Genomic DNA, 17,645 nt, shown 5'->3' on the forward strand with positions numbered 1-17,645 from the left:
GCGGCGCGGGCGGCGATCCCGGCGTCCAGCCGGGCCAGTTCATCGGCGGTCAGGTCGCGGTCGAGGGTCAGCAGCCGCCCCGGCTCGACCCCCAGCACGGCGGCCAGGATCCGGTCGCCATCGCGCGCCGCGCCCTCGATTCCCGCCGCGCGCAGCCGGACGGCGGCCTCGGCCCGCGCCTGGGGCAGCCTCATTCCTGCGCCGCCAGCCGCGCGGCCTGGTCATGGGCGGTCAGCGCGTCGATGATCTCGGTCAGGTCGCCTGCCATGATCCGGTCCAGGGCGTAAAGCGTCAGGTTGATCCGGTGATCCGTCATCCGCCCCTGCGGAAAGTTATAGGTGCGGATTCGTTCGCTGCGATCGCCGGACCCGACCTGAGACTTGCGGTCGGCGGCGCGCTCGGCATCGCTGCGGGCGCGCTCCATGTCGTAAAGCCGGGCGCGCAGGACGGCCATCGCATTGGCGCGGTTCTGGTGCTGCGACTTCTCGGAACTGGTGACGACGATCCCGGTCGGCAGATGGGTGATCCGCACAGCCGAATCGGTCGTGTTCACATGCTGGCCCCCGGCACCGCTGGCCCGCATCGTGTCGATGCGGATGTCAGAGGCCGGGATGTCGATATCGACCTCCTCGGCCTCGGGCAGCACGGCCACGGTCGCGGCACTGGTATGGATGCGCCCGCCCGATTCGGTTTCCGGCACCCGCTGAACGCGGTGAACGCCGGATTCGTATTTCAGCCGGGCAAAGACCCCCTCGCCCTCGATCCGGGCGACGGCTTCCTTGACGCCGCCCAGTTCGGTCTCGGTCAGATCCAGCAACTGGAAGGTCCAGCCCTGCGCCTCGGCATGGCGGCGATACATGGCCAGCAGATCGCCCGCGAACAGCGCTGCCTCGTCCCCGCCCGTGCCGGGCCGGATCTCCAGGATCGCGGGGCGGGCATCGGCGGCATCCCTGGGCAGCAGCGCGATGCGCAGCCGCTGCTCCAGCGCGGGCAGAGCCTCGCGCAGCCGGGCCAGCTCATCCTCGGCCAGTTCGCGCATCTCGGGGTCGGCCAGCATCGCCTGGGCCTCGGCCAGGCCGTCGCGGGCGGCGCGCCATTCGCCGATCTCCTCGACCACCGGCTTGAGATCCGCATATTCCCGGCTGATTCGCGCGATCTGGTCGGGCGCCGCGCCCGCATTCAACTGCGCTTCGAGAAACTCGAACCGCTGGACGATCTGGACAAGGCGATCCTCGGGCAACATGGCGGGGGCTTACCGTCGCGCCGCGGCACCGGCAAGCCTGCTTTGGACGGCAAATATCCTCGGGGGGTCCGGGGGGCGAAGCGCCCCCGGCCGTCGCGGGACGCAATCAGCGCCGGGTCCAGCCATACAGCGCGATCAGTTCCATGGCGACATGCGCCCCCGCCACCGCCGTCGCCCCGGTCGTGTCATAGGGGGGCGAGACCTCGACCACGTCGCCGCCGATCAGATCCACACCGGCGAGCCCGCGCAACAGCGCCGCCGCCTGCCAGCTTGCCAGCCCGCCCCAGACCGGCGTGCCGGTGCCGGGCGCGAAGGCCGGATCCAGCGCGTCGATGTCGAAGGTGACATAGACCGGCCGGTTGCCGATCACCGCGCGGATCCGGTCCAGCGTGGTGTCCACCCCGTCGCGATGCACCCCCGGCGCATCCAGGATGGTCACGCCCAGCGTGTCGGGGTTTTCGGTGCGGATGCCGACGCTGACGCTGGCGGTCGGGTCCACCACCCCCTCGCGGATCGCCTTGTAGAGGAACGTCCCGTGGTCGATCCGGTCGGGATCGTCGTCCACCCAGGTGTCGGAATGGGCGTCGAACTGGATCAGCGCCACCGGCCCGCGCCGCGCCGCCACCGCGCGCAGGATCGGCAGGGTGATCGAATGATCGCCCCCCAGCGTCACCGGCGCCGCGCCGCCATCCATGATGGCGCCGACATGCGCCTCGATCCGGGCGGGAACCTCGCGGGTCTTGGCGTAATCGAAGGCCATGTCGCCGTAATCGACCACGTTCAGCAGCGACAAGGGATCATAGCCCCAGCCATAGGGCGGGTCATAGGGTTGCAGCGCCGAGGCCTCGCGGATCGCGCGCGGGCCGAAGCGGGTGCCGGGCCGGTGCGTCACCGCCTGGTCGAAGGGAATCCCCGTCACCGCCACATCCACCCCCGCCAGATCCTTGCTGTAACGCCGCCGCAGAAAGCTGGTCGCGCCGCCGAAGGCGTTCTCGAAGGACAGCCCGCGCGGGTCGTTTCGCGTAAAGGCCTGATCGACCTGCGTTCCTGCGTCTTCCAATGCCATGGCCGGTCCTTTCCATGTCCGTCGCCCTTATCGTGACGCAGCGGCGCGCGGTTCTCAAGCGCCGGACCTTGATCTGCATCAGGGCGGCGGCGCGTCGATTGGTCCATCATGCGCAAGGACGCGCGACGACCACGACAAGAGAGACAGCCATGAAGACATCCCTTCTTGCCATCGCCGCGACCGCCGCGCTGGCGGCGCCAGCGCTTGCCCAGACGGACCTGCCCGCCGATGCCGACCTGCGCAGCGCCGCGCTGGAATGGTTCGAACCGATCCCCGACACGCCGCAGATCCCCGCCGGCAACGTCCTGACGCCCGAGCGGGTGGATCTGGGCGCCATGCTGTTCTTCGACCCGCGCATGTCGCGGTCGGGGGTGTTTTCCTGCCAGTCCTGCCACAACGTGGGCCTGGGCGGAGTGGACGGGCTGACCACCTCGATCGGGCATGGCTGGCAGCAGGGGCCGCGCAACTCTCCCACGATGCTGAACGCCATCTTCAACATCGCCCAGTTCTGGGACGGCCGCGCGCCCGACTTGGCCGCGCAGGCGAAAGGCCCTGTCCAGGCCGGGGTCGAGATGAACAACACCCCCGAGAACCTGATCGGCACGCTGAATTCCATGCCGGGCTATGTCGATGCCTTCAAGGCGGCCTTCCCCGATGAGGACGCCCCGGTCAGCTTCGACAACTTCGCCCGCGCCATCGAGGCGTTCGAGGCGACGCTGATCACCCCCGACAGCGCCTTCGACCGCTTCCTCAAGGGCGACGACGCCGCCATGACCGACCAGGAGAAACGCGGCCTGGCCGCCTTCATGGACACCGGCTGCACCGCCTGCCATGCGGGCCGCAACGTCGGCGGGCAGGATTACTATCCCTTCGGCGTGATCGAGCGGCCGGGCGGATCGGTCCTGCCGGAAGGCGACCGCGGCCGCTTCGCCGTCACCCAGACGGCGGATGACGAATACGTCTTCCGCGCGGCCCCCCTGCGCAACGTCGCGCTGACCGCCCCGTATTTCCATTCCGGCGCCGTCTGGGATCTGCACGAGGCGGTCAGCATCATGTCCTCGTCCCAGCTTGGCACCGAACTGGCCGAACCCCAGGTGGACGAGATCGTGGCCTTCCTGGGCAGCCTGACCGGCAAGCAGCCGCAGATCGTCCATCCGATCCTGCCGGTCCGCAACGCGGAAACCCCGCAGCCCCAGCCGATGGTCCAGTAAACCGGACCTACCATGGCGAGGGCTGCGGCCTTCGCCATGGGCTGGTTTTGCCCGCCACGCGATGCGCCGGACAAATGCCGGCTTGCCGAACGGCGCTTTGAGCCCATAGCCGGCCGCCGCAGTGGCAGCTATTGTTTCATGAAATAACTCCGGGTTGCTGAGATGGAAATTAGCGATGAGCGCTATAGCGCACTTGCGAAAGCATATGCTGAAAGTGCTGGCGCTGTGCATTGGGCCTACACTCACTGGGATCTAGATACTGGGATCGAAAGCGCTTTGAAGGACGCGATGGGAGATGGCGTAGCTCAGGCCGTGGTCAACTTGCTGAATGCTGTGGAAGCTCTTTTGGCAGGCGAAACCGGGTTGCCAGGACCAACATTAGCCCTACGTGCAGAGGACTTTGATCGCGACGAGATATAGTCCTGATTGGCAGCTTCGTCCCACATAGCAGCCAGTACGCCCCCCGAATCGCCTTGCATCCTGCGCCTTCGCCGCTATAAGACCGCATCCTTCCGCCGAGATCTTGCAACCGGCGCAGCCTCTCGTGACGGGTGCGGAAGGGGTCGCCCGTCGATGAAATGCGCCTGAAACTGAAAGGATCGCCATGCCTCTGTACGAGCATGTGCTGATCGCCCGCCAGGACCTGTCGAACACGCAGGCCGAAGGGCTGATCGAACATTTCTCGACCGTGCTGGCCGACAACGGCGGCACCGTGATCGAAAACGAATACTGGGGTGTGCGCACCCTCGCCTACAAGATCAACAAGAACCGCAAGGGCCATTACGCCTTCCTGCGCACCGACGCGCCCTCGGCCGCCGTGCAGGAAATGGAACGCCTGGCCCGCCTGCATGACGACGTGATGCGCGTCATGACCGTGCGCGTGGACAAGCACGAGGAAGGCCCCTCGGTCCAGATGCAGAAGCGCGAGGAACGCGGCGAGCGTGGGGATCGTGGCGACCGCGGTGATCGCGGCGACCGCCCGCGCGGCGACCGTGACCGTGGCGACCGTGGCGCCGACCGTGGTGATCGCGGCGACCGCCGCGAGCGGACTGAAAGGATCTGATCATGGCGAACAAACCGTTCTTCCGCCGCCGCAAGGTTTGCCCCTTCTCGGGCGAAAACGCCCCGGCCATCGACTACAAGGACACGCGCCTGCTTCAGCGTTACATTTCCGAACGCGGCAAGATCGTGCCCTCGCGCATCACCGCCGTCTCGGCCAAGAAGCAGCGTGAACTGGCCCGCGCCATCAAGCGCGCCCGGTTCCTGGCCCTGCTGCCCTATGTCGTGAAGTAAGGGGACAAGGACATGCAAGTCATCCTGCTGGAACGCGTGGCGAAACTTGGCCAGATGGGCGAAGTCGTCAACGTGAAAGAGGGCTTTGCCCGCAACTTCCTGCTGCCCCAGGGCAAGGCGCTGCGCGCATCCGAGGCCAACATCAAGTCCTTCGAGAACCGCAAGGTCCAACTGGAAGCGCAGAACGCCGAAACCAAGGCCGAAGCGCAGAAGATCGCCGACAAGCTGGACGGCCAGACCTTCGTGATCATCCGGTCGGCCTCGGACGCCGGGGCGCTGTACGGGTCCGTGACCACCCGCGACGCGGCCGACGCCGCGACCGAGGCCGGCTTCACGCTGGACCGCAAGCAGGTGGTTCTGAACCACCCGATCAAGGAACTGGGCCTGCACAACGTCAACGTCGTGCTGCACCCCGAGGTCGACGCGACCATCGTGCTGAACGTCGCCCGTTCGCCCGAGGAAGCCGAACTGCAAGCGCAGGGCAAGTCGATCCAGGATCTGGCCGCCGAGGCCGATGCCGCCGCCGAATTCGAGATCGCCGAACTGTTCGACGACATCGGCGCCGCGAACGACGACAGCGACGACCGGAACTGATCCTTCCGCACACGCAAAGTTCAGGCCGCAGCGGGAAACCGATGCGGCCTTTTTTTCGTTCTGGGGCAAATTGTTTCCTGCCCGAACCGGACATATCATGGACCTGATGATTGGAAGCCGTCCCTGGACGGAGCTTGCGCATTACGCCGAAGGACAGACCATGGCCGATCCCCTTTCCCAGCTTCTTGCCGGACGCGACTGGCTGATGGCTGACGGGGCGACGGGGACCAACCTGTTCAACATGGGCCTGGCGTCGAATGTCGCGCCGGAATTGTGGAACACCGACCGCCCCGACCTGGTGCGGCGTCTCTATCGGGACGCGGTGGATGCGGGGGCCGACCTGTTCCTGACCAACACCTTCGGCGGCAACGCCAGCCGCCTGCGCCTGCAAGGCGCGGGCCATCGCGTGCGGGAACTGAATCTGGCCGGCGCCGCCATGGCGCGCGAGGTCGCCGATGCCGCCGGGCGCAAGGTTGTGGTCGCCGGCAATATCGGCCCCACCGGAGAGATCATGGCCCCCATCGGCAGCCTGTCCCAAGCCCGCGCGGTCGAGATGTTCCACGAACAGGCCGAGGCGCTGAAGGACGGCGGCGCCGACGTGCTGTGGGTGGAAACCATCAGTTCCGAGCAGGAATTCCGCGCCGCCGCCGAGGCCGCACGGCTGGCCGACATGCCCTGGGGCGGGATGATGAGCTTTGACACCGCCGGACGCACGATCATGGGCGTCACCTCGGCGCAGCTGTCGGCCCTGGTGGAACGGCTGCCGAACCCGCCCATCGCCTATGGCGCGAATTGCGGCGTCGGAGCGGCGGATCTGCTGCGGACGGTGCGTGATTTCGTCGCATCGGGAAACGAACGGCCGATCATCGCCAAGGGGAATGCCGGGATCCCGCATCTTGAGGACGGGCATCTGCATTACGACGGCACGCCCGCGATCATGGCCGATTACGCCTGCCTGGCCCGCGATATGGGCGTACGGATCATCGGCGGCTGCTGCGGCACCACGCCCGGCCATCTGCGCGCCATGCGAGAGGCGTTGGAGACCCGTGCCCCCGGCCCCCGCCCCTCGCTGGAGGAGATCGCGTCCCGGCTGGGCGGTTTCAGCGCGGTCGGCGATTACTGAAGGCCGCATGTGACGGCTGACAGTCGCCGCCGGGCGCGTTAGACCAGCCGTCATGGCAAGACGAAATCGCATGTCCCGTCCCTTCGCGGCGGCCAGGGTTCTGGTCAGCCACCGGCGTTCGCAGGGCAGCGATTTCGTGCTGGCGGTGTTCCTGGCGGGGATCGCAGGGGCTTCCAACGCGGGCGGGTTCTTCGCCCTGGGGCAGTATACGTCGCACATGACCGGCTATCTGTCGCAGATCGCCGACAACCTGGTGATCGGCAACCTGCTGGTCACGGCGACCGCGCTGCTGGCCATCGGCGCCTTCACCACCGGCGCGGCCTTCAGCACCTTTCTGGTGAACTGGGCGCGGCACCGGATGGGGCGGCGGCAATTCGCGCTGCCCTTGGCGGTTCAGGGGGCCTGTCTGGCCTGCTTCGCCTTCGGCGGCATCTTCACCACGCTGCCCGGCCGCATGTTCGCCCTGGCCTGCCTGTGCTTCATCATGGGCATGCAGAACGCCACCATCACCAAGATTTCCGGCGCGCGCATCAGGACCACCCATGCCACCGGCATGATCACCGATGTGGGCATCGAATGCGGCCGCGCCCTGTATCGGCTGGTCCAGCCGCGCCGCGCCGTCCGCCCCGACGGGGCGAAACTGCGCATCCTGCTGTCTCTGATCGGAACCTATGTGGTGGGCGGCATCGTTGGTGCCTTGGGCTATGCGGTCGTCGGCTTCTATTTCTCGCTGCCGCTGGCGGGGCTGCTGCTGGCCCTGGCCCTGCCGACCTTCGGCGCGGCAGGCGGACGCATGGTCCCCCGGCCGGGCCATCGATAAGGAAGGATCCATCATCAGGACGCGCGAACCATGACCGAAGACCGAGACAGCCGGACGGCCATCGTCCGGGGATTGATGAATCTCTGCCCGAATTGCGGCAAGGGCAGGCTGCTGCGCGGATATCTAGGCGTGCCCGCCGAATGCGAGGTCTGCCACGCGCCCCTTGGCCGCTATCCCGCCGCCGACGGCCCCGCCTTCTTCGCGATGACGATCATGCTTCTGCTGCTGATCCCGCTGATCGGCTTCACCTGGGTGCTGCTGCGCCCCTCGCCGGTGATGCTGCTGGCGATCACCGGCGTCATCACCACGGTCCTGACGCTGATCCTGCTGCGTCTCGTGAAGGGGGCCTTCATAGGATACCTGTGGGCCAAGAACGAACAGGACCGGGGCGCTTAAACCGGAAGCGCCTAGAACAGCGACAACTGGTCCCCCGCCCTGGGCGGCGGGCCGAAGCGGCTGCAATCCAGCGGCGCCGATTCGCGGTGATAGCCCAGCCGTCTGCGCGCCAGGCGGAAGCGTTGCAGGGCAAGCTGCGCCTCGGCCCCCTGGCCCCGGAAGCGGTGGCCGAAGCGCGGGTCGTTGTCGCGCCCGCCGCGCATCGCCTGCACGCGGTTCATGACATGGGCAGCCATGCCGGGGCGATGGCGGTCCAGCCAGTCGCGAAACAGCGGCGCGACCTCCAAGGGCAGGCGCAGGGGGATCATGCTGGCGGTGGTGGCGCCCGCCTGCCGCGCCGCCGTCAGAATCGCCTCGATCTCGGGCTCGGTCAGGACCGGGATCACGGGGGCGACCATCACCCGCACCGGCACCCCCGCGGCCGCAAGTTCACGGATCATCCGCAGCCGCGTGGCGGGGGCGGGGGCGCGCGGCTCCATGGCGCGGGCCAGGGACGGATCCAGCGTCGTGATGCTGACGCCCACCGCCGCCATCCGCTTGGCCGCCAGTTCCGCCCACAAGGCGACATCGCGCAGGACCGTCTGCCCCCGCGTGACCAGCGTGGCCGGATGATTCCAGTCCGACAGCACCCGCAGGATCCCCGGCATGATCGCCAGCTTCGATTCCACCGGCTGGTAGGGATCGGTATTCGTGCCCAATGCGATGGGCGCCGGGCGATAGGATGGCCGCGCCAGTTCGCGCGCCAGCAGGGAAGCCGCGTCGGGCTTGGCCGTGATCCGCGTCTCGAAATCCAGACCCGGCGACAGGCCCAGCCAGGCATGGGTCGGTCGCGCATAGCAATAGATGCAGCCATGCTCGCAACCGCGATAGGGATTGATCGAGCGGTCGAAGGAAATATCGGGCGAGGTGTTGCGCGTGATGATGCTGCGCGGGCGTTCGGTGACGACCTCGGTCCGCAACAGGCGCTCGTCCTCGGGGATATCCCAGCCGTCGGATTCGCGCATCCGCGCATGGGGTTCGAACCGCCCGTCGGGGCGGGTATCGGCGCCTCTGGCCCTGAGGCGTTCGTCGGGATTGCGGGGCGGCAGCATTCCACCAGACTAGAACAATACAAGAACAAACGCCAGCGTTTTTGACGGTTGATGTTCGTCCCGGCCGCGCCCATCCTGCGCCCGAACGCATGTCAGGAGGCGTCATGTCCGACGATTACATCCCGCCCAAGGTCTGGGCGCCGAAGGCCCCGAACGGCGGCCAGTTCGCCAGCATCAACCGGCCCGTGGCAGGCCCGACCCATGACAAGGATCTGCCGGTCGGCAAGCATCCCTTGCAGCTTTACTCGCTGGCCACGCCGAATGGGCAGAAGGTGACGATCCTGCTGGAGGAGTTGCTGGAGGCGGGCTTCGATGCCGAATACGACGCCTGGCTGATCCGCATCAACGAAGGCGACCAGTTCGGCAGCGGCTTCGTCGCGGTGAACCCGAACTCCAAGATCCCCGCGCTGATGGACCATTCGGCGACGCCGCCGCGCCGGGTCTTCGAATCGGGATCCATCCTGGTCTATCTGGCGGAAAAATTCGGCGCCTTCCTGCCCCGCGATCCCGCGGCGCGGACCGAGGCGATGAACTGGCTGTTCTGGCAGATGGGATCGGCCCCTTTCCTGGGCGGCGGCTTCGGGCATTTCTATGTCTATGCGCCGGTCAAGATCGAATACGCCATCGACCGCTATACGATGGAAGCCAAGCGCCAGTTGGATGTGCTGAACCGCCACCTGGCCGGCAACCGCTTCATGGCCGGTGAGGAATACTCCATCGCCGACATGGCGATCTGGCCCTGGTACGGGCAGGTCGTGGCGGGCAAGCTTTATGGCGACGCGGCGACTTTCCTGGACGCGGGGATCTACGAAAACGTCCGCCGCTGGAGCGACGAGATCGCGGCCCGCCCCGCCGTGGGGCGCGGGATCATGGTCAACAAGACCAATGGGGATCCGGCGCAGCAGTTGTGGGAACGCCACGATGCCAGCGACTTCCAGAACCGGACGCAGGACAAGATCGGAACGGAATGAAAAAGGGGGGCTTTGCCCCCCGTCCTTCGGAATCCTCCCAGGATATTTGCGCACAGAAGATAAAGGCCGCTGCCATCTTCTGTGCGCAAATAGCCTCGGGGGTCCGGGGGTAGACAGCCCCCGGCTTTGGCCTGACGGATCAGTTCCGCGCGCGGTCCACCATCTTGCCCTTGGAGATCCAGGGCATCATCTCGCGGAGTTTCGCGCCGACCTGCTCGATCTGGTGTTCGTCGTTGATGCGGCGGGTCGCCTTGAAGGACGGCTGGCCCACGGCGTTTTCCTGCATGAAGTCGCGCACGAACTTGCCCGACTGGATGTCGCGCAGCACCGCCTTCATCCGGGCCTTGGTCTCGTCGTAAGGCAGGATGCGCGGGCCGCTGACATATTCGCCGTATTCGGCGGTGTTGGAGATCGAGTAGTTCATGTTGGCGATGCCGCCTTCATAGATCAGATCGACGATCAGCTTCACCTCGTGCAGGCATTCGAAATAGGCCATCTCCGGCTCGTAGCCCGCCTCGACCAGCGTCTCGAAGCCCATGCGGATCAGTTCCACCAGACCGCCGCACAGCACCGCCTGTTCGCCGAACAGGTCGGTTTCGCATTCCTCGCGGAAGTTGGTCTCGATGATGCCCGAACGCCCGCCGCCGATGGCCGAGCAATAGGACAGCGCCAGATCCAGCGCCTTGCCGGTTGCGTCGTTGTGGACCGCGACCAGGCAGGGCACGCCGCCGCCCTTGACGTATTCGCCGCGGACGGTATGGCCCGGCCCCTTGGGCGCCATCATGATGACATCGACGCCCGGCTTCGGCTCGATCAGGCCGAAATGCACGTTCAGGCCATGCGCGAAGGCGATCGCCGCGCCTTCGCGCAGGTTGTCATGGACGTATTTCTTGTAGGTCTCGGCCTGCAATTCATCCGGCATGGTGAACATGATCAGGTCGGCCCAGGCGGCAGCCTCAGCGATGCCCATGACCTTCAGGCCCTCGCCTTCGACCTTCTTCGCCGACGGGCTGCCCTCGCGCAGGGCGACGACGACGTTCTTGGCGCCCGAATCGCGCAGGTTCAGCGCATGGGCATGGCCTTGCGACCCATAGCCCAGGATCGCGACCTTCTTGTCCTTGATCAGGTTCACGTCGCAATCGCGGTCATAGTAAACGCGCATGGAATGGTTCCTTTCCTCTCCGATGGCGGCTGTTCTAGCGTCGGCGCTGCGCGAAATAGCATCTATTTTTCTCACTATCAGCGTCATGGCTGCGATAGACATTCCCTGAAATGCGGCATACTGGAAAAATCATGCCGGACAGAACCGATCATCGCATCCTGCGCCACTTGATGGCCGACCCTCAGGCCCCGAATGCCGTCCTGGCCCAACGCGCGGGCGTGGCGCCCGCCAGCCTGTGGCGGCGCTTGGAAAAGTTGCGGGAAACGGGCGTCATCGCTGCCATCCAGAACCGCATCGACTGGCGCAAGCTGGGATACGAGGTCCAGGTCAGCCTGCGCTTCACGCTGGACAAGACCAGCCCCCGCGCCTTCGACGAATTCATGGCCGCCGCGCGCGAGGTGCCCGAGGTGACGGAAATCCAGACCTTTCTGGGCAGCGTGGATCTGCGGCTGTCGGTGATCGCGCGCGACATGGCGCATTGGCAGCAGATCTATCGCGACCGGATCCTGACCCTGCCGCATGTATCCGACAGCGACGCGCTGATGCTGGTCTCGACCATCAAGGACAGCGGGGAACTGGCGTTGTGAGCGGCCTTGACGCCACCGACCTGGCGATCCTGCGGATCCTGTCCGATGACGCCACCCGAAGCGCGGCCGAGATCGGGCGCGCGGTCGGCCTCGGCCAGCCCGCCGCCTGGCGCCGCATCAAGCGGCTGACCGACAGCGGCATCCTGGCCGGGCGGCGGGTGATCGTGGACAATGCCGCCTTGGGCTTTGGCGTCACGGTCTTTCTGGGCATCCGCCTTGCCGCCAAGGGCCGCACCAGCCTGGAGGATTTCGAACGCGCCGTCACCGCTATCCCCGAGGTGCAGACCGTCCAGCATGTGCTGGGCCAGTTCGACTATCGCCTGCGCATCACCGCGCGCGACATCAGCGACTTCGAACGCATCCTGCGCCGCCGGATCATGACCCTGCCCGGCGTGGGCCAGGTCGAGGCGAACGTGATGCTGTCCGAGGAACGCAGGCCGGGGCCGCTGGGCGCATCGTGATTGCGTTTCGTCTGGCCCTGCCGGGCCGGTCGCGCTAGAGATTCACCATGCAGAAGATCACGCTTCCCGAACGGCCCCATTGGCGCGACACCGCGAAAGACGCGGGCTTCACCTTCGCCGACATGCATGGCGAACCTTATTGGGACGAAAGCTCGGCCTATCGCTTCTCGCTGCGCGAGATCGAGAACGACATTGAGGATCCCTCGACCGACCTGCACGCCATGTGCCGCGACGCCGTGGCCGAGATCGTCGGCAGCGAACGGATGATGGACCGGCTGGGCATTCCGCCCGAACACCGCGACCTGGTGGCGGACAGTTGGCGGCGCAACGAGCCCGAAATCTATGGCCGCCTGGATCTGGCCTATGACGGCACCGGCCCGGCTAAGCTTCTGGAATACAACGCCGACACGCCGACCTCGCTTTACGAAAGCGCGTCCTTCCAGTGGCAGTGGCTGGAGGATCAGTTGGCGGCGGGCGTTCTGCCGCGCGGGGCCGACCAGTTCAACGGCATCCACGAGGCGCTTGTCGAACGCTTCCGCGCGCTGTTCGACCCCAATACCGACATCCATTTCACGGCAGCGGCGGGCAACCCCGAGGATTACGCCACCGTCGAGGCGATGGCCTGGGCCGCGCGCGAAGCCGGGATGGGCGCGCAGTACAGCGACCTGGACAAGCTGGGCGTCACCAGGGACGGCCAGTTCGTCGACGATCAGGACCGGGTGATCGGCACGCTGTTCAAGCTGTACCCGTGGGAGGATTTGCTGCGCGACGATTACGCGCGCCACATTGCCGGATCGGGCTGCCTCTTCCTGGAACCGGCCTGGAAGGCGCTTGTGTCGAACAAGGGCATCCTGCCGGTCTTGTGGCAGATGTTCGAAGGCCATCCGAACCTGCTGCCCGCCTTTTTCGCGGATGACATTGCCGATGCGCTTGTCGCCGGGGGCCAGGCGGTGCCGGACGTCGCCCCGGCCTTCGACAAGGTGGCCGACCAGTTCCGGCGCGCCCATGTGGTCAAGCCGATCTTCTCGCGCGAGGGCGCGGGGGTCAGCATCGTCGAAGGGGGCGCGGTCACCGACGCCTCGCCCGCGGGCAACTACGACGCCCATCCGCGCATCGTCCAGGCCTATGCGCCGCTGCCCGACTTCGACGGCTTCCGGCCCATCCTCGGCGCCTGGATCGTCGGCGATCAATGCGTCGGCATGGGCATCCGCGAGGACAAATCCCGCATCACGCAGGATCTGTCGCGCTTCAAGCCGCATTTCATCGCGGACTAAAGGGGGAAAGCCATGAGGAAACGTTCCAGAACCGTCGCGCTGACCATCCTGGGCGCCGCCAGCTTTGCCATCGCGGGCTGCCGCGAGGAACAGGTCGAGGCGCAGGCCTTTCCCGACCTGAACGCCTGCCTTGCCGCCGCCGACCAGGGCGGGCTGTTCACCCCCGACGAGTGCCGCCAGTCCTTTGCCGAGGCCGAACAGCTTCACGTCGAATCCGCCCCCCGCTATGACAGCCTTGAGGTTTGCGAGGAACAGCACGGCGTCGGCAATTGCGGCTCCGAGGCGCAGCAGACCGGCGGCGGCGCAGGCAGCATCTTCATGCCGCTGCTGGCGGGATACCTGATCGGGTCGATGCTGGGCGGCGGCGGGCTGTCGCGGTCCCAGCCGATGTACCGCACGCCCCAGGGCGGCTATACCAACGCCGCGCGGACCAGCACGTTTTCCAGCAATACGGGCCGGGCGGCGCTGAACAGCAGCCAGTTCGCCCGCCCTGCCGCGACGGCGGGCCAGCCGCCCATGTCGCGCGCCACCGCCGCGTCGCGCGGCGGGTTCGGATCGACCGGCGGCAGCCGGGGCTTCGGCGGCTGAGGCGGAACCTTTCGGGGGGACGGGGCGTCTTGCCTTGCCCCTTTTTCGCAGGAGTTTCCCCATGCCCCGTCTTGCCCCGCTTGCCGCGACCCTGCTGATGGCGGCGACGCCGCTTGCCGCGCAGGACATCGTGGTCTCGTCCAAGATCGACACCGAGGGCGGGCTTCTGGGCAACATGATCCTTCTGGCGCTGAAGGATGCGGGCCTGCCGGTGCGGGACCGGCTGCAACTGGGCGGCACGCCGATCATGCGCGACGCCATCGTTGCGGGCCAGATCGACATCTATCCCGAATACACCGCCAACGGCGCGTTCTTCTTCAACGAGGCCGACAGCGATGTCTGGAAGGATGCCGCCCAGGGCTATGCCCGCGTGGCCGAACTGGACAAGGCGCAGAACGATATCGTCTGGCTGAAACCCTCGCCCGCCAACAACACCTGGGCTATCGCCCTGCGCCAGGATGTGGCCGAACCGAACGGCCTGGCCACCATGTCGCAGATGGGCGAATGGATCGCGGGCGGCGGCGCGGTCAAGCTGGCGGCGTCCAGCGAATTCGTGACCTCTCCCGCCGCCCTGCCCGCCTTCCAGCAGACCTATGGGTTCACCCTGACGCCCGACCAGCTGGTCCAGCTTGCGGGCGGCGACACGGCGGCGACCATCGCGGCGGCGGCGCAGCAGACCTCGGGCGTGAATGCGGCCATGGTCTATGGCACCGACGGCGCCATCGCCGAGGCGGGGCTGGTGGTGATGCAGGACGACAAGGCCGTCCAGCCGGTCTATCAGCCCGCCCCCATCGTCCGCACCCCGGTGCTGGAGGCGCATCCCGAAATCTCTGCGGTCCTGAAGCCGATTTTCGCATCCCTGACCCTGGAAACGCTGCAAACCCTGAACGGCCGCATCCAGATCGGTGGCGAACCGGCGGCGGCTGTGGCCCAGGATTACCTGACCCAGGCGGGCTTTCTGGACTGATCCATGCGGCTGTCGCCCCCGGCCGTGCTGTTCGCCCTGATCGGAGGCGCGGGGCTGGCCCTGCCGCTGGTCCAGTTCAAGGCGAACCGGATCGTGCCGGGCGAAGGGATCGGGCTGGCCGACCTGCCCCAGGGCTGGGGGACGGCCGTCCTGTCGGGCGCGATCCTGGCCGCAGCCTGCTGGGCGCGGTGGTCCGCAGCGTTAAGGATGGCGGCGGCGGTTGCGGGGCTGGTCGCGGTCACCCTGTCGCTGGGCGTCGGGGCAAGCCAGTTGACGCCCGAAGGCAACAGCCTGGCGCGGGTTTCGCCGTCCTCGGGCTTCTGGCTGTTGCTGCTGGCCTTCGGATTGATGCTGGCCGATGCGGCGAACCGGCTTCGCCCTTCCCTGTCGCTGCGGTGGCTGCTGCTGGCGGGGGCGATGGTGCTGGCGGCGGGGATGCTGACCTCGGGGCTGCTGGACGGGGTGTCGGTGATGCGCGAATATGCCAGCCGCCGCGACCTGTTCCTGCGCGAGGCGCAGGCCCATCTGGCCCTCGCCTTCGGATCGCTGGGCCTGGCGCTGCTGGCGGGCATTCCGGCGGGTATCGCGATCTTTCAGGCGCCGCGTTGGCGCGGGCCGGTGCTGGGGGTGCTGAACATCCTGCAAACCATCCCGTCGCTTGCGCTGTTCGGCATCATGATCCCGGTCCTGGGCTGGGTCGCGGCGACCCTGCCCGGCGCGGCCTGGGCCGGACTATCGGGCATCGGCACCTTTCCCGCGCTCGTGGCGCTGTTCCTGTATTCGCTGCTGCCGGTCGTGTCGAACACGCTGTCCGGGCTGTCGGGCGTGCCCGCAGCGGTCCGCGACGCCGCCTTGGGCCTGGGCATGACGCGGATGCAGGTGCTGGCGCAGGTTCTGGTGCCGCTGGCCCTGCCGGTGCTGCTGGCGGCGGTGCGGATCGTGCTGGTCCAGAACATCGGCCTGGCGGTGATCGCCGGGCTGATCGGCGGCGGCGGGTTCGGCACCTTCGTCTTTCAGGGGCTGAACCAGACGGCCATGGATCTGGTCCTGCTGGGCGCGCTGCCCACCATCGCCCTGGCGCTTGTCGCGGGGATCGCGCTTGACCTGCTGGTCCAGGGCGCGCGCAAGGGGGCCGCATGATCCAGATCCGCAACCTGACGCGTCTCTATGATGGCGTGGCCGTGGTCAAGGATGTCAGCCTGACGGTGGAAACCGGGCAGTTGGCGGTGCTGGTCGGCACCTCGGGGTCGGGCAAGACGACGCTGCTGCGGATGATCAACCGGCTGGTGGCGCCCTCGGCGGGGCAGGTGCTGATCGACGGGGTGGATACCGCCACGCTGGCCCCGCACCTGCTGCGCCGCCGGATCGGCTATGCCATCCAGGGCCACGGGCTGTTCCCGCATCGCACGGTCGCCCAGAACATCGCCACCGTGCCCCGCCTGCTGGGCTGGCCGCGTGCCCAGATTGCCGCCCGCGTCGACGAACTGCTGGACCTGTTCCAGCTGGACCCGGCGCTGTTCCGGGACCGGATGCCGCATCAGCTGTCCGGCGGACAGGCCCAGCGGGTGGGCGTGGCCCGCGCGCTTGCCGCCAAACCCGACCTGCTGCTGATGGACGAGCCGTTCGGCGCGCTGGATCCGCTGATCCGGGCCAAGGCCCAGGACGACCTGCGCCAGATCCAGCGCAGGCTGGGCACCACGCTGATCCTTGTCACCCATGACATGCGCGAGGCCGTGGATCTGGCCGACCGCATCGCGGTCATGGACGGCGGCCGGCTGCTGCAATACGACCGGCCCGAACGGATCCTGACCGACCCGGCCACGCCCTTCGTGGCCGACCTGATCGGCCCCTCGGACCGGGCGCTGCGGCTGCTGTCGCTGGCGCGGGTGGCCGAGATCGCCGCGCCGGGCCACGCCAGCGGCCCGCCCATCCCGCCCGAATCCAGCCTGCGCGACGCCCTGGCCGAATGCCTGTGGAGCGGGCGGGACGCCCTGCCCGTCCGGGGCGGCGGGGTCGTGACGCTGGACGCCCTGCGCGCGCGGGCCGGGCAGCGATGACCGGGCGAATCCTGCCGGTTCTGGCGGGGCTGGCGCTGCTGGCCTTCCTGACTGCGCCAACGGCCTTCGCGCCGCTGTTCCGGCCCTTCACCCGCAACGACGCGCCCGCGATCTATACCCAGACCAGCCTGCTGTCGCTGACCCTGTCGCATCTGGCCATCGTCGCCCTGGCCGTCGCGGCCTCGACGCTGGTGGGCGTGACGCTGGCGATCCTTGTGACCCGCCCGGCGGGGCGAGAGTTCCTGCCCTTGGCGCGCACGGTGACGGCGGTCGGCCAGACCTTTCCGCCGGTCGCGGTGCTGGCCCTGGCGGTGCCGGTTCTGGGCTTCGGCAGCGGGCCGACGCTGGTGGCGCTGTTCCTTTATGGCCTGCTGCCGGTGTTCGAGAACGCCTTGGCCGGGCTGACCTGCCAGCCTCCGCCCGTGGCAGAGGCCGCGCGGGCCATGGGCCTGACACCGACCCAGCGGCTGTGGCAGATCGACCTGCCGCTGGCGCTGCCCTTGCTGCTGGCGGGGATGCGGCTGACGGCGGTGATATCCCTGGGGACGGCGACCATCGGATCGACGGTGGCCGCGCGCACCCTGGGCGAGGTGATCATCGCCGGGCTGCTGTCCTCGAACACCGCCTTCGTGCTGCAAGGCGGACTGGTGGTCGGCATCCTGGCTGTGCTGATCCACCACGGCTTCCAGGCGGCCGAACGTCGGGTCCGAGGGCGGATGGGGCTGGCCTGACCCGCGCGCC

General features: G+C 67.7%; 21 protein-coding genes and 1 pseudogene. 17 read left to right on the forward strand and 5 right to left on the reverse strand.

Annotated features, from left to right (window positions below; translation table 11 throughout):
- The 3 genes and pseudogenes from PARHAE_RS00190 to speB form a co-directional block, all read right to left on the reverse strand.
- Positions 1-194: pseudogene (locus PARHAE_RS00190) on the reverse strand (peptide chain release factor N(5)-glutamine methyltransferase); the annotation flags it as partial.
- Positions 191-1,243: a peptide chain release factor 1 gene (gene prfA, locus PARHAE_RS00195; RefSeq protein ID WP_126152592.1), complete on the reverse strand. Its 1,053-nt coding sequence runs from the start codon at positions 1,241-1,243 to the stop codon at positions 191-193. The pseudogene PARHAE_RS00190 and the gene prfA, both read right to left, overlap by 4 nt.
- Positions 1,244-1,349: 106 nt before the next feature.
- A complete protein-coding gene (speB, locus tag PARHAE_RS00200) occupies positions 1,350-2,309 on the reverse strand; it encodes an agmatinase (RefSeq protein ID WP_126152593.1) in 960 nt (319 codons plus the stop codon).
- A 149-nt stretch (positions 2,310-2,458) separates the two neighbouring features.
- Between speB and PARHAE_RS00205 the strand changes: the two genes are divergently transcribed.
- The 8 genes from PARHAE_RS00205 (at position 2,459) to PARHAE_RS00240 (ending at position 7,746) form a co-directional block, all read left to right on the forward strand.
- Positions 2,459-3,520 (forward strand): cytochrome-c peroxidase, encoded by a 1,062-nt coding sequence (locus tag PARHAE_RS00205; RefSeq protein ID WP_126152594.1) that lies wholly within the window; start codon positions 2,459-2,461, stop codon positions 3,518-3,520.
- A 162-nt stretch (positions 3,521-3,682) separates the two neighbouring features.
- Positions 3,683-3,940 carry a hypothetical protein gene (locus tag PARHAE_RS00210; RefSeq protein ID WP_126152595.1) on the forward strand — a complete coding sequence of 86 codons (258 nt, stop codon included), beginning with the start codon at positions 3,683-3,685 and terminating at the stop codon, positions 3,938-3,940.
- A 184-nt stretch (positions 3,941-4,124) separates the two neighbouring features.
- Complete coding sequence (rpsF, locus tag PARHAE_RS00215) at positions 4,125-4,583, forward strand: 30S ribosomal protein S6 (RefSeq protein WP_126152596.1); 459 nt, start codon at positions 4,125-4,127, stop codon at positions 4,581-4,583.
- 2 nt (positions 4,584-4,585) lie between these two features.
- Positions 4,586-4,813: a 30S ribosomal protein S18 gene (rpsR, locus tag PARHAE_RS00220; protein WP_103173059.1), complete on the forward strand. Its 228-nt coding sequence runs from the start codon at positions 4,586-4,588 to the stop codon at positions 4,811-4,813.
- Positions 4,814-4,825: 12 nt separating this feature from the next.
- Positions 4,826-5,407 carry a 50S ribosomal protein L9 gene (rplI, locus tag PARHAE_RS00225; protein ID WP_126152597.1) on the forward strand — a complete coding sequence of 194 codons (582 nt, stop codon included), beginning with the start codon at positions 4,826-4,828 and terminating at the stop codon, positions 5,405-5,407.
- A 160-nt stretch (positions 5,408-5,567) separates the two neighbouring features.
- A complete protein-coding gene (gene bmt, locus PARHAE_RS00230; protein ID WP_126152598.1) occupies positions 5,568-6,530 on the forward strand; it encodes a betaine--homocysteine S-methyltransferase in 963 nt (320 codons plus the stop codon).
- Positions 6,531-6,600: 70 nt separating this feature from the next.
- Positions 6,601-7,350, forward strand: a complete 750-nt coding sequence (locus tag PARHAE_RS00235; protein WP_164555086.1) for a YoaK family protein — start codon at positions 6,601-6,603, stop codon at positions 7,348-7,350.
- A 30-nt stretch (positions 7,351-7,380) separates the two neighbouring features.
- Positions 7,381-7,746 (forward strand): DUF983 domain-containing protein, encoded by a 366-nt coding sequence (locus PARHAE_RS00240; RefSeq protein ID WP_126152600.1) that lies wholly within the window; start codon positions 7,381-7,383, stop codon positions 7,744-7,746.
- A gap of 11 nt (positions 7,747-7,757) precedes the next feature.
- Here PARHAE_RS00240 and PARHAE_RS00245 read toward each other — a convergent pair whose 3' ends face one another.
- Positions 7,758-8,837 (reverse strand): PA0069 family radical SAM protein, encoded by a 1,080-nt coding sequence (locus tag PARHAE_RS00245; protein ID WP_126152601.1) that lies wholly within the window; start codon positions 8,835-8,837, stop codon positions 7,758-7,760.
- Between the two features lie 104 nt (positions 8,838-8,941).
- Here PARHAE_RS00245 and yghU point away from each other — a divergent pair, with 104 nt between their 5' ends.
- Positions 8,942-9,808: a glutathione-dependent disulfide-bond oxidoreductase gene (gene yghU / locus PARHAE_RS00250; protein ID WP_126152602.1), complete on the forward strand. Its 867-nt coding sequence runs from the start codon at positions 8,942-8,944 to the stop codon at positions 9,806-9,808.
- A 139-nt stretch (positions 9,809-9,947) separates the two neighbouring features.
- Here yghU and ilvC read toward each other — a convergent pair whose 3' ends face one another.
- Positions 9,948-10,970 (reverse strand): ketol-acid reductoisomerase, encoded by a 1,023-nt coding sequence (ilvC, locus tag PARHAE_RS00255; RefSeq protein WP_126152603.1) that lies wholly within the window; start codon positions 10,968-10,970, stop codon positions 9,948-9,950.
- A gap of 131 nt (positions 10,971-11,101) precedes the next feature.
- Here ilvC and PARHAE_RS00260 point away from each other — a divergent pair, with 131 nt between their 5' ends.
- The 8 genes from PARHAE_RS00260 (at position 11,102) to PARHAE_RS00295 (ending at position 17,635) form a co-directional block, all read left to right on the forward strand.
- Positions 11,102-11,557 (forward strand): Lrp/AsnC family transcriptional regulator, encoded by a 456-nt coding sequence (locus tag PARHAE_RS00260; protein ID WP_126152604.1) that lies wholly within the window; start codon positions 11,102-11,104, stop codon positions 11,555-11,557.
- The gene (locus tag PARHAE_RS00265) at positions 11,554-12,018 is read left to right on the forward strand and encodes an Lrp/AsnC family transcriptional regulator (RefSeq protein ID WP_126152605.1); all 465 of its coding nucleotides are present in this window, start codon (positions 11,554-11,556) and stop codon (positions 12,016-12,018) included. The genes PARHAE_RS00260 and PARHAE_RS00265 overlap by 4 nt, the downstream gene beginning before the upstream one ends.
- Positions 12,019-12,065: 47 nt before the next feature.
- Entirely contained in the window at positions 12,066-13,292 is a 1,227-nt protein-coding gene (locus PARHAE_RS00270) for a glutathionylspermidine synthase family protein (RefSeq protein WP_126152606.1), read from the forward strand.
- 12 nt (positions 13,293-13,304) lie between these two features.
- Positions 13,305-13,880 (forward strand): DUF1190 domain-containing protein, encoded by a 576-nt coding sequence (locus tag PARHAE_RS00275; RefSeq protein ID WP_126152607.1) that lies wholly within the window; start codon positions 13,305-13,307, stop codon positions 13,878-13,880.
- Positions 13,881-13,941: 61 nt separating this feature from the next.
- Positions 13,942-14,847: a glycine betaine ABC transporter substrate-binding protein OsmF gene (osmF, locus tag PARHAE_RS00280; RefSeq protein ID WP_126152608.1), complete on the forward strand. Its 906-nt coding sequence runs from the start codon at positions 13,942-13,944 to the stop codon at positions 14,845-14,847.
- A gap of 3 nt (positions 14,848-14,850) precedes the next feature.
- Entirely contained in the window at positions 14,851-15,987 is a 1,137-nt protein-coding gene (locus PARHAE_RS00285; RefSeq protein ID WP_164555087.1) for an ABC transporter permease, read from the forward strand.
- The gene (locus PARHAE_RS00290) at positions 15,984-16,904 is read left to right on the forward strand and encodes an ABC transporter ATP-binding protein (RefSeq protein WP_126152609.1); all 921 of its coding nucleotides are present in this window, start codon (positions 15,984-15,986) and stop codon (positions 16,902-16,904) included. Before PARHAE_RS00285 ends, PARHAE_RS00290 begins: the two co-directional genes overlap by 4 nt.
- Positions 16,901-17,635 (forward strand): ABC transporter permease, encoded by a 735-nt coding sequence (locus PARHAE_RS00295; RefSeq protein ID WP_126152610.1) that lies wholly within the window; start codon positions 16,901-16,903, stop codon positions 17,633-17,635. Before PARHAE_RS00290 ends, PARHAE_RS00295 begins: the two co-directional genes overlap by 4 nt.
- Positions 17,636-17,645 lie beyond the last annotated feature (10 nt).

It is taken from the genome of Paracoccus haematequi (assembly GCF_900631945.1).
Taxonomy (GTDB): Bacteria; Pseudomonadota; Alphaproteobacteria; order Rhodobacterales; family Rhodobacteraceae; genus Paracoccus; species Paracoccus haematequi_A.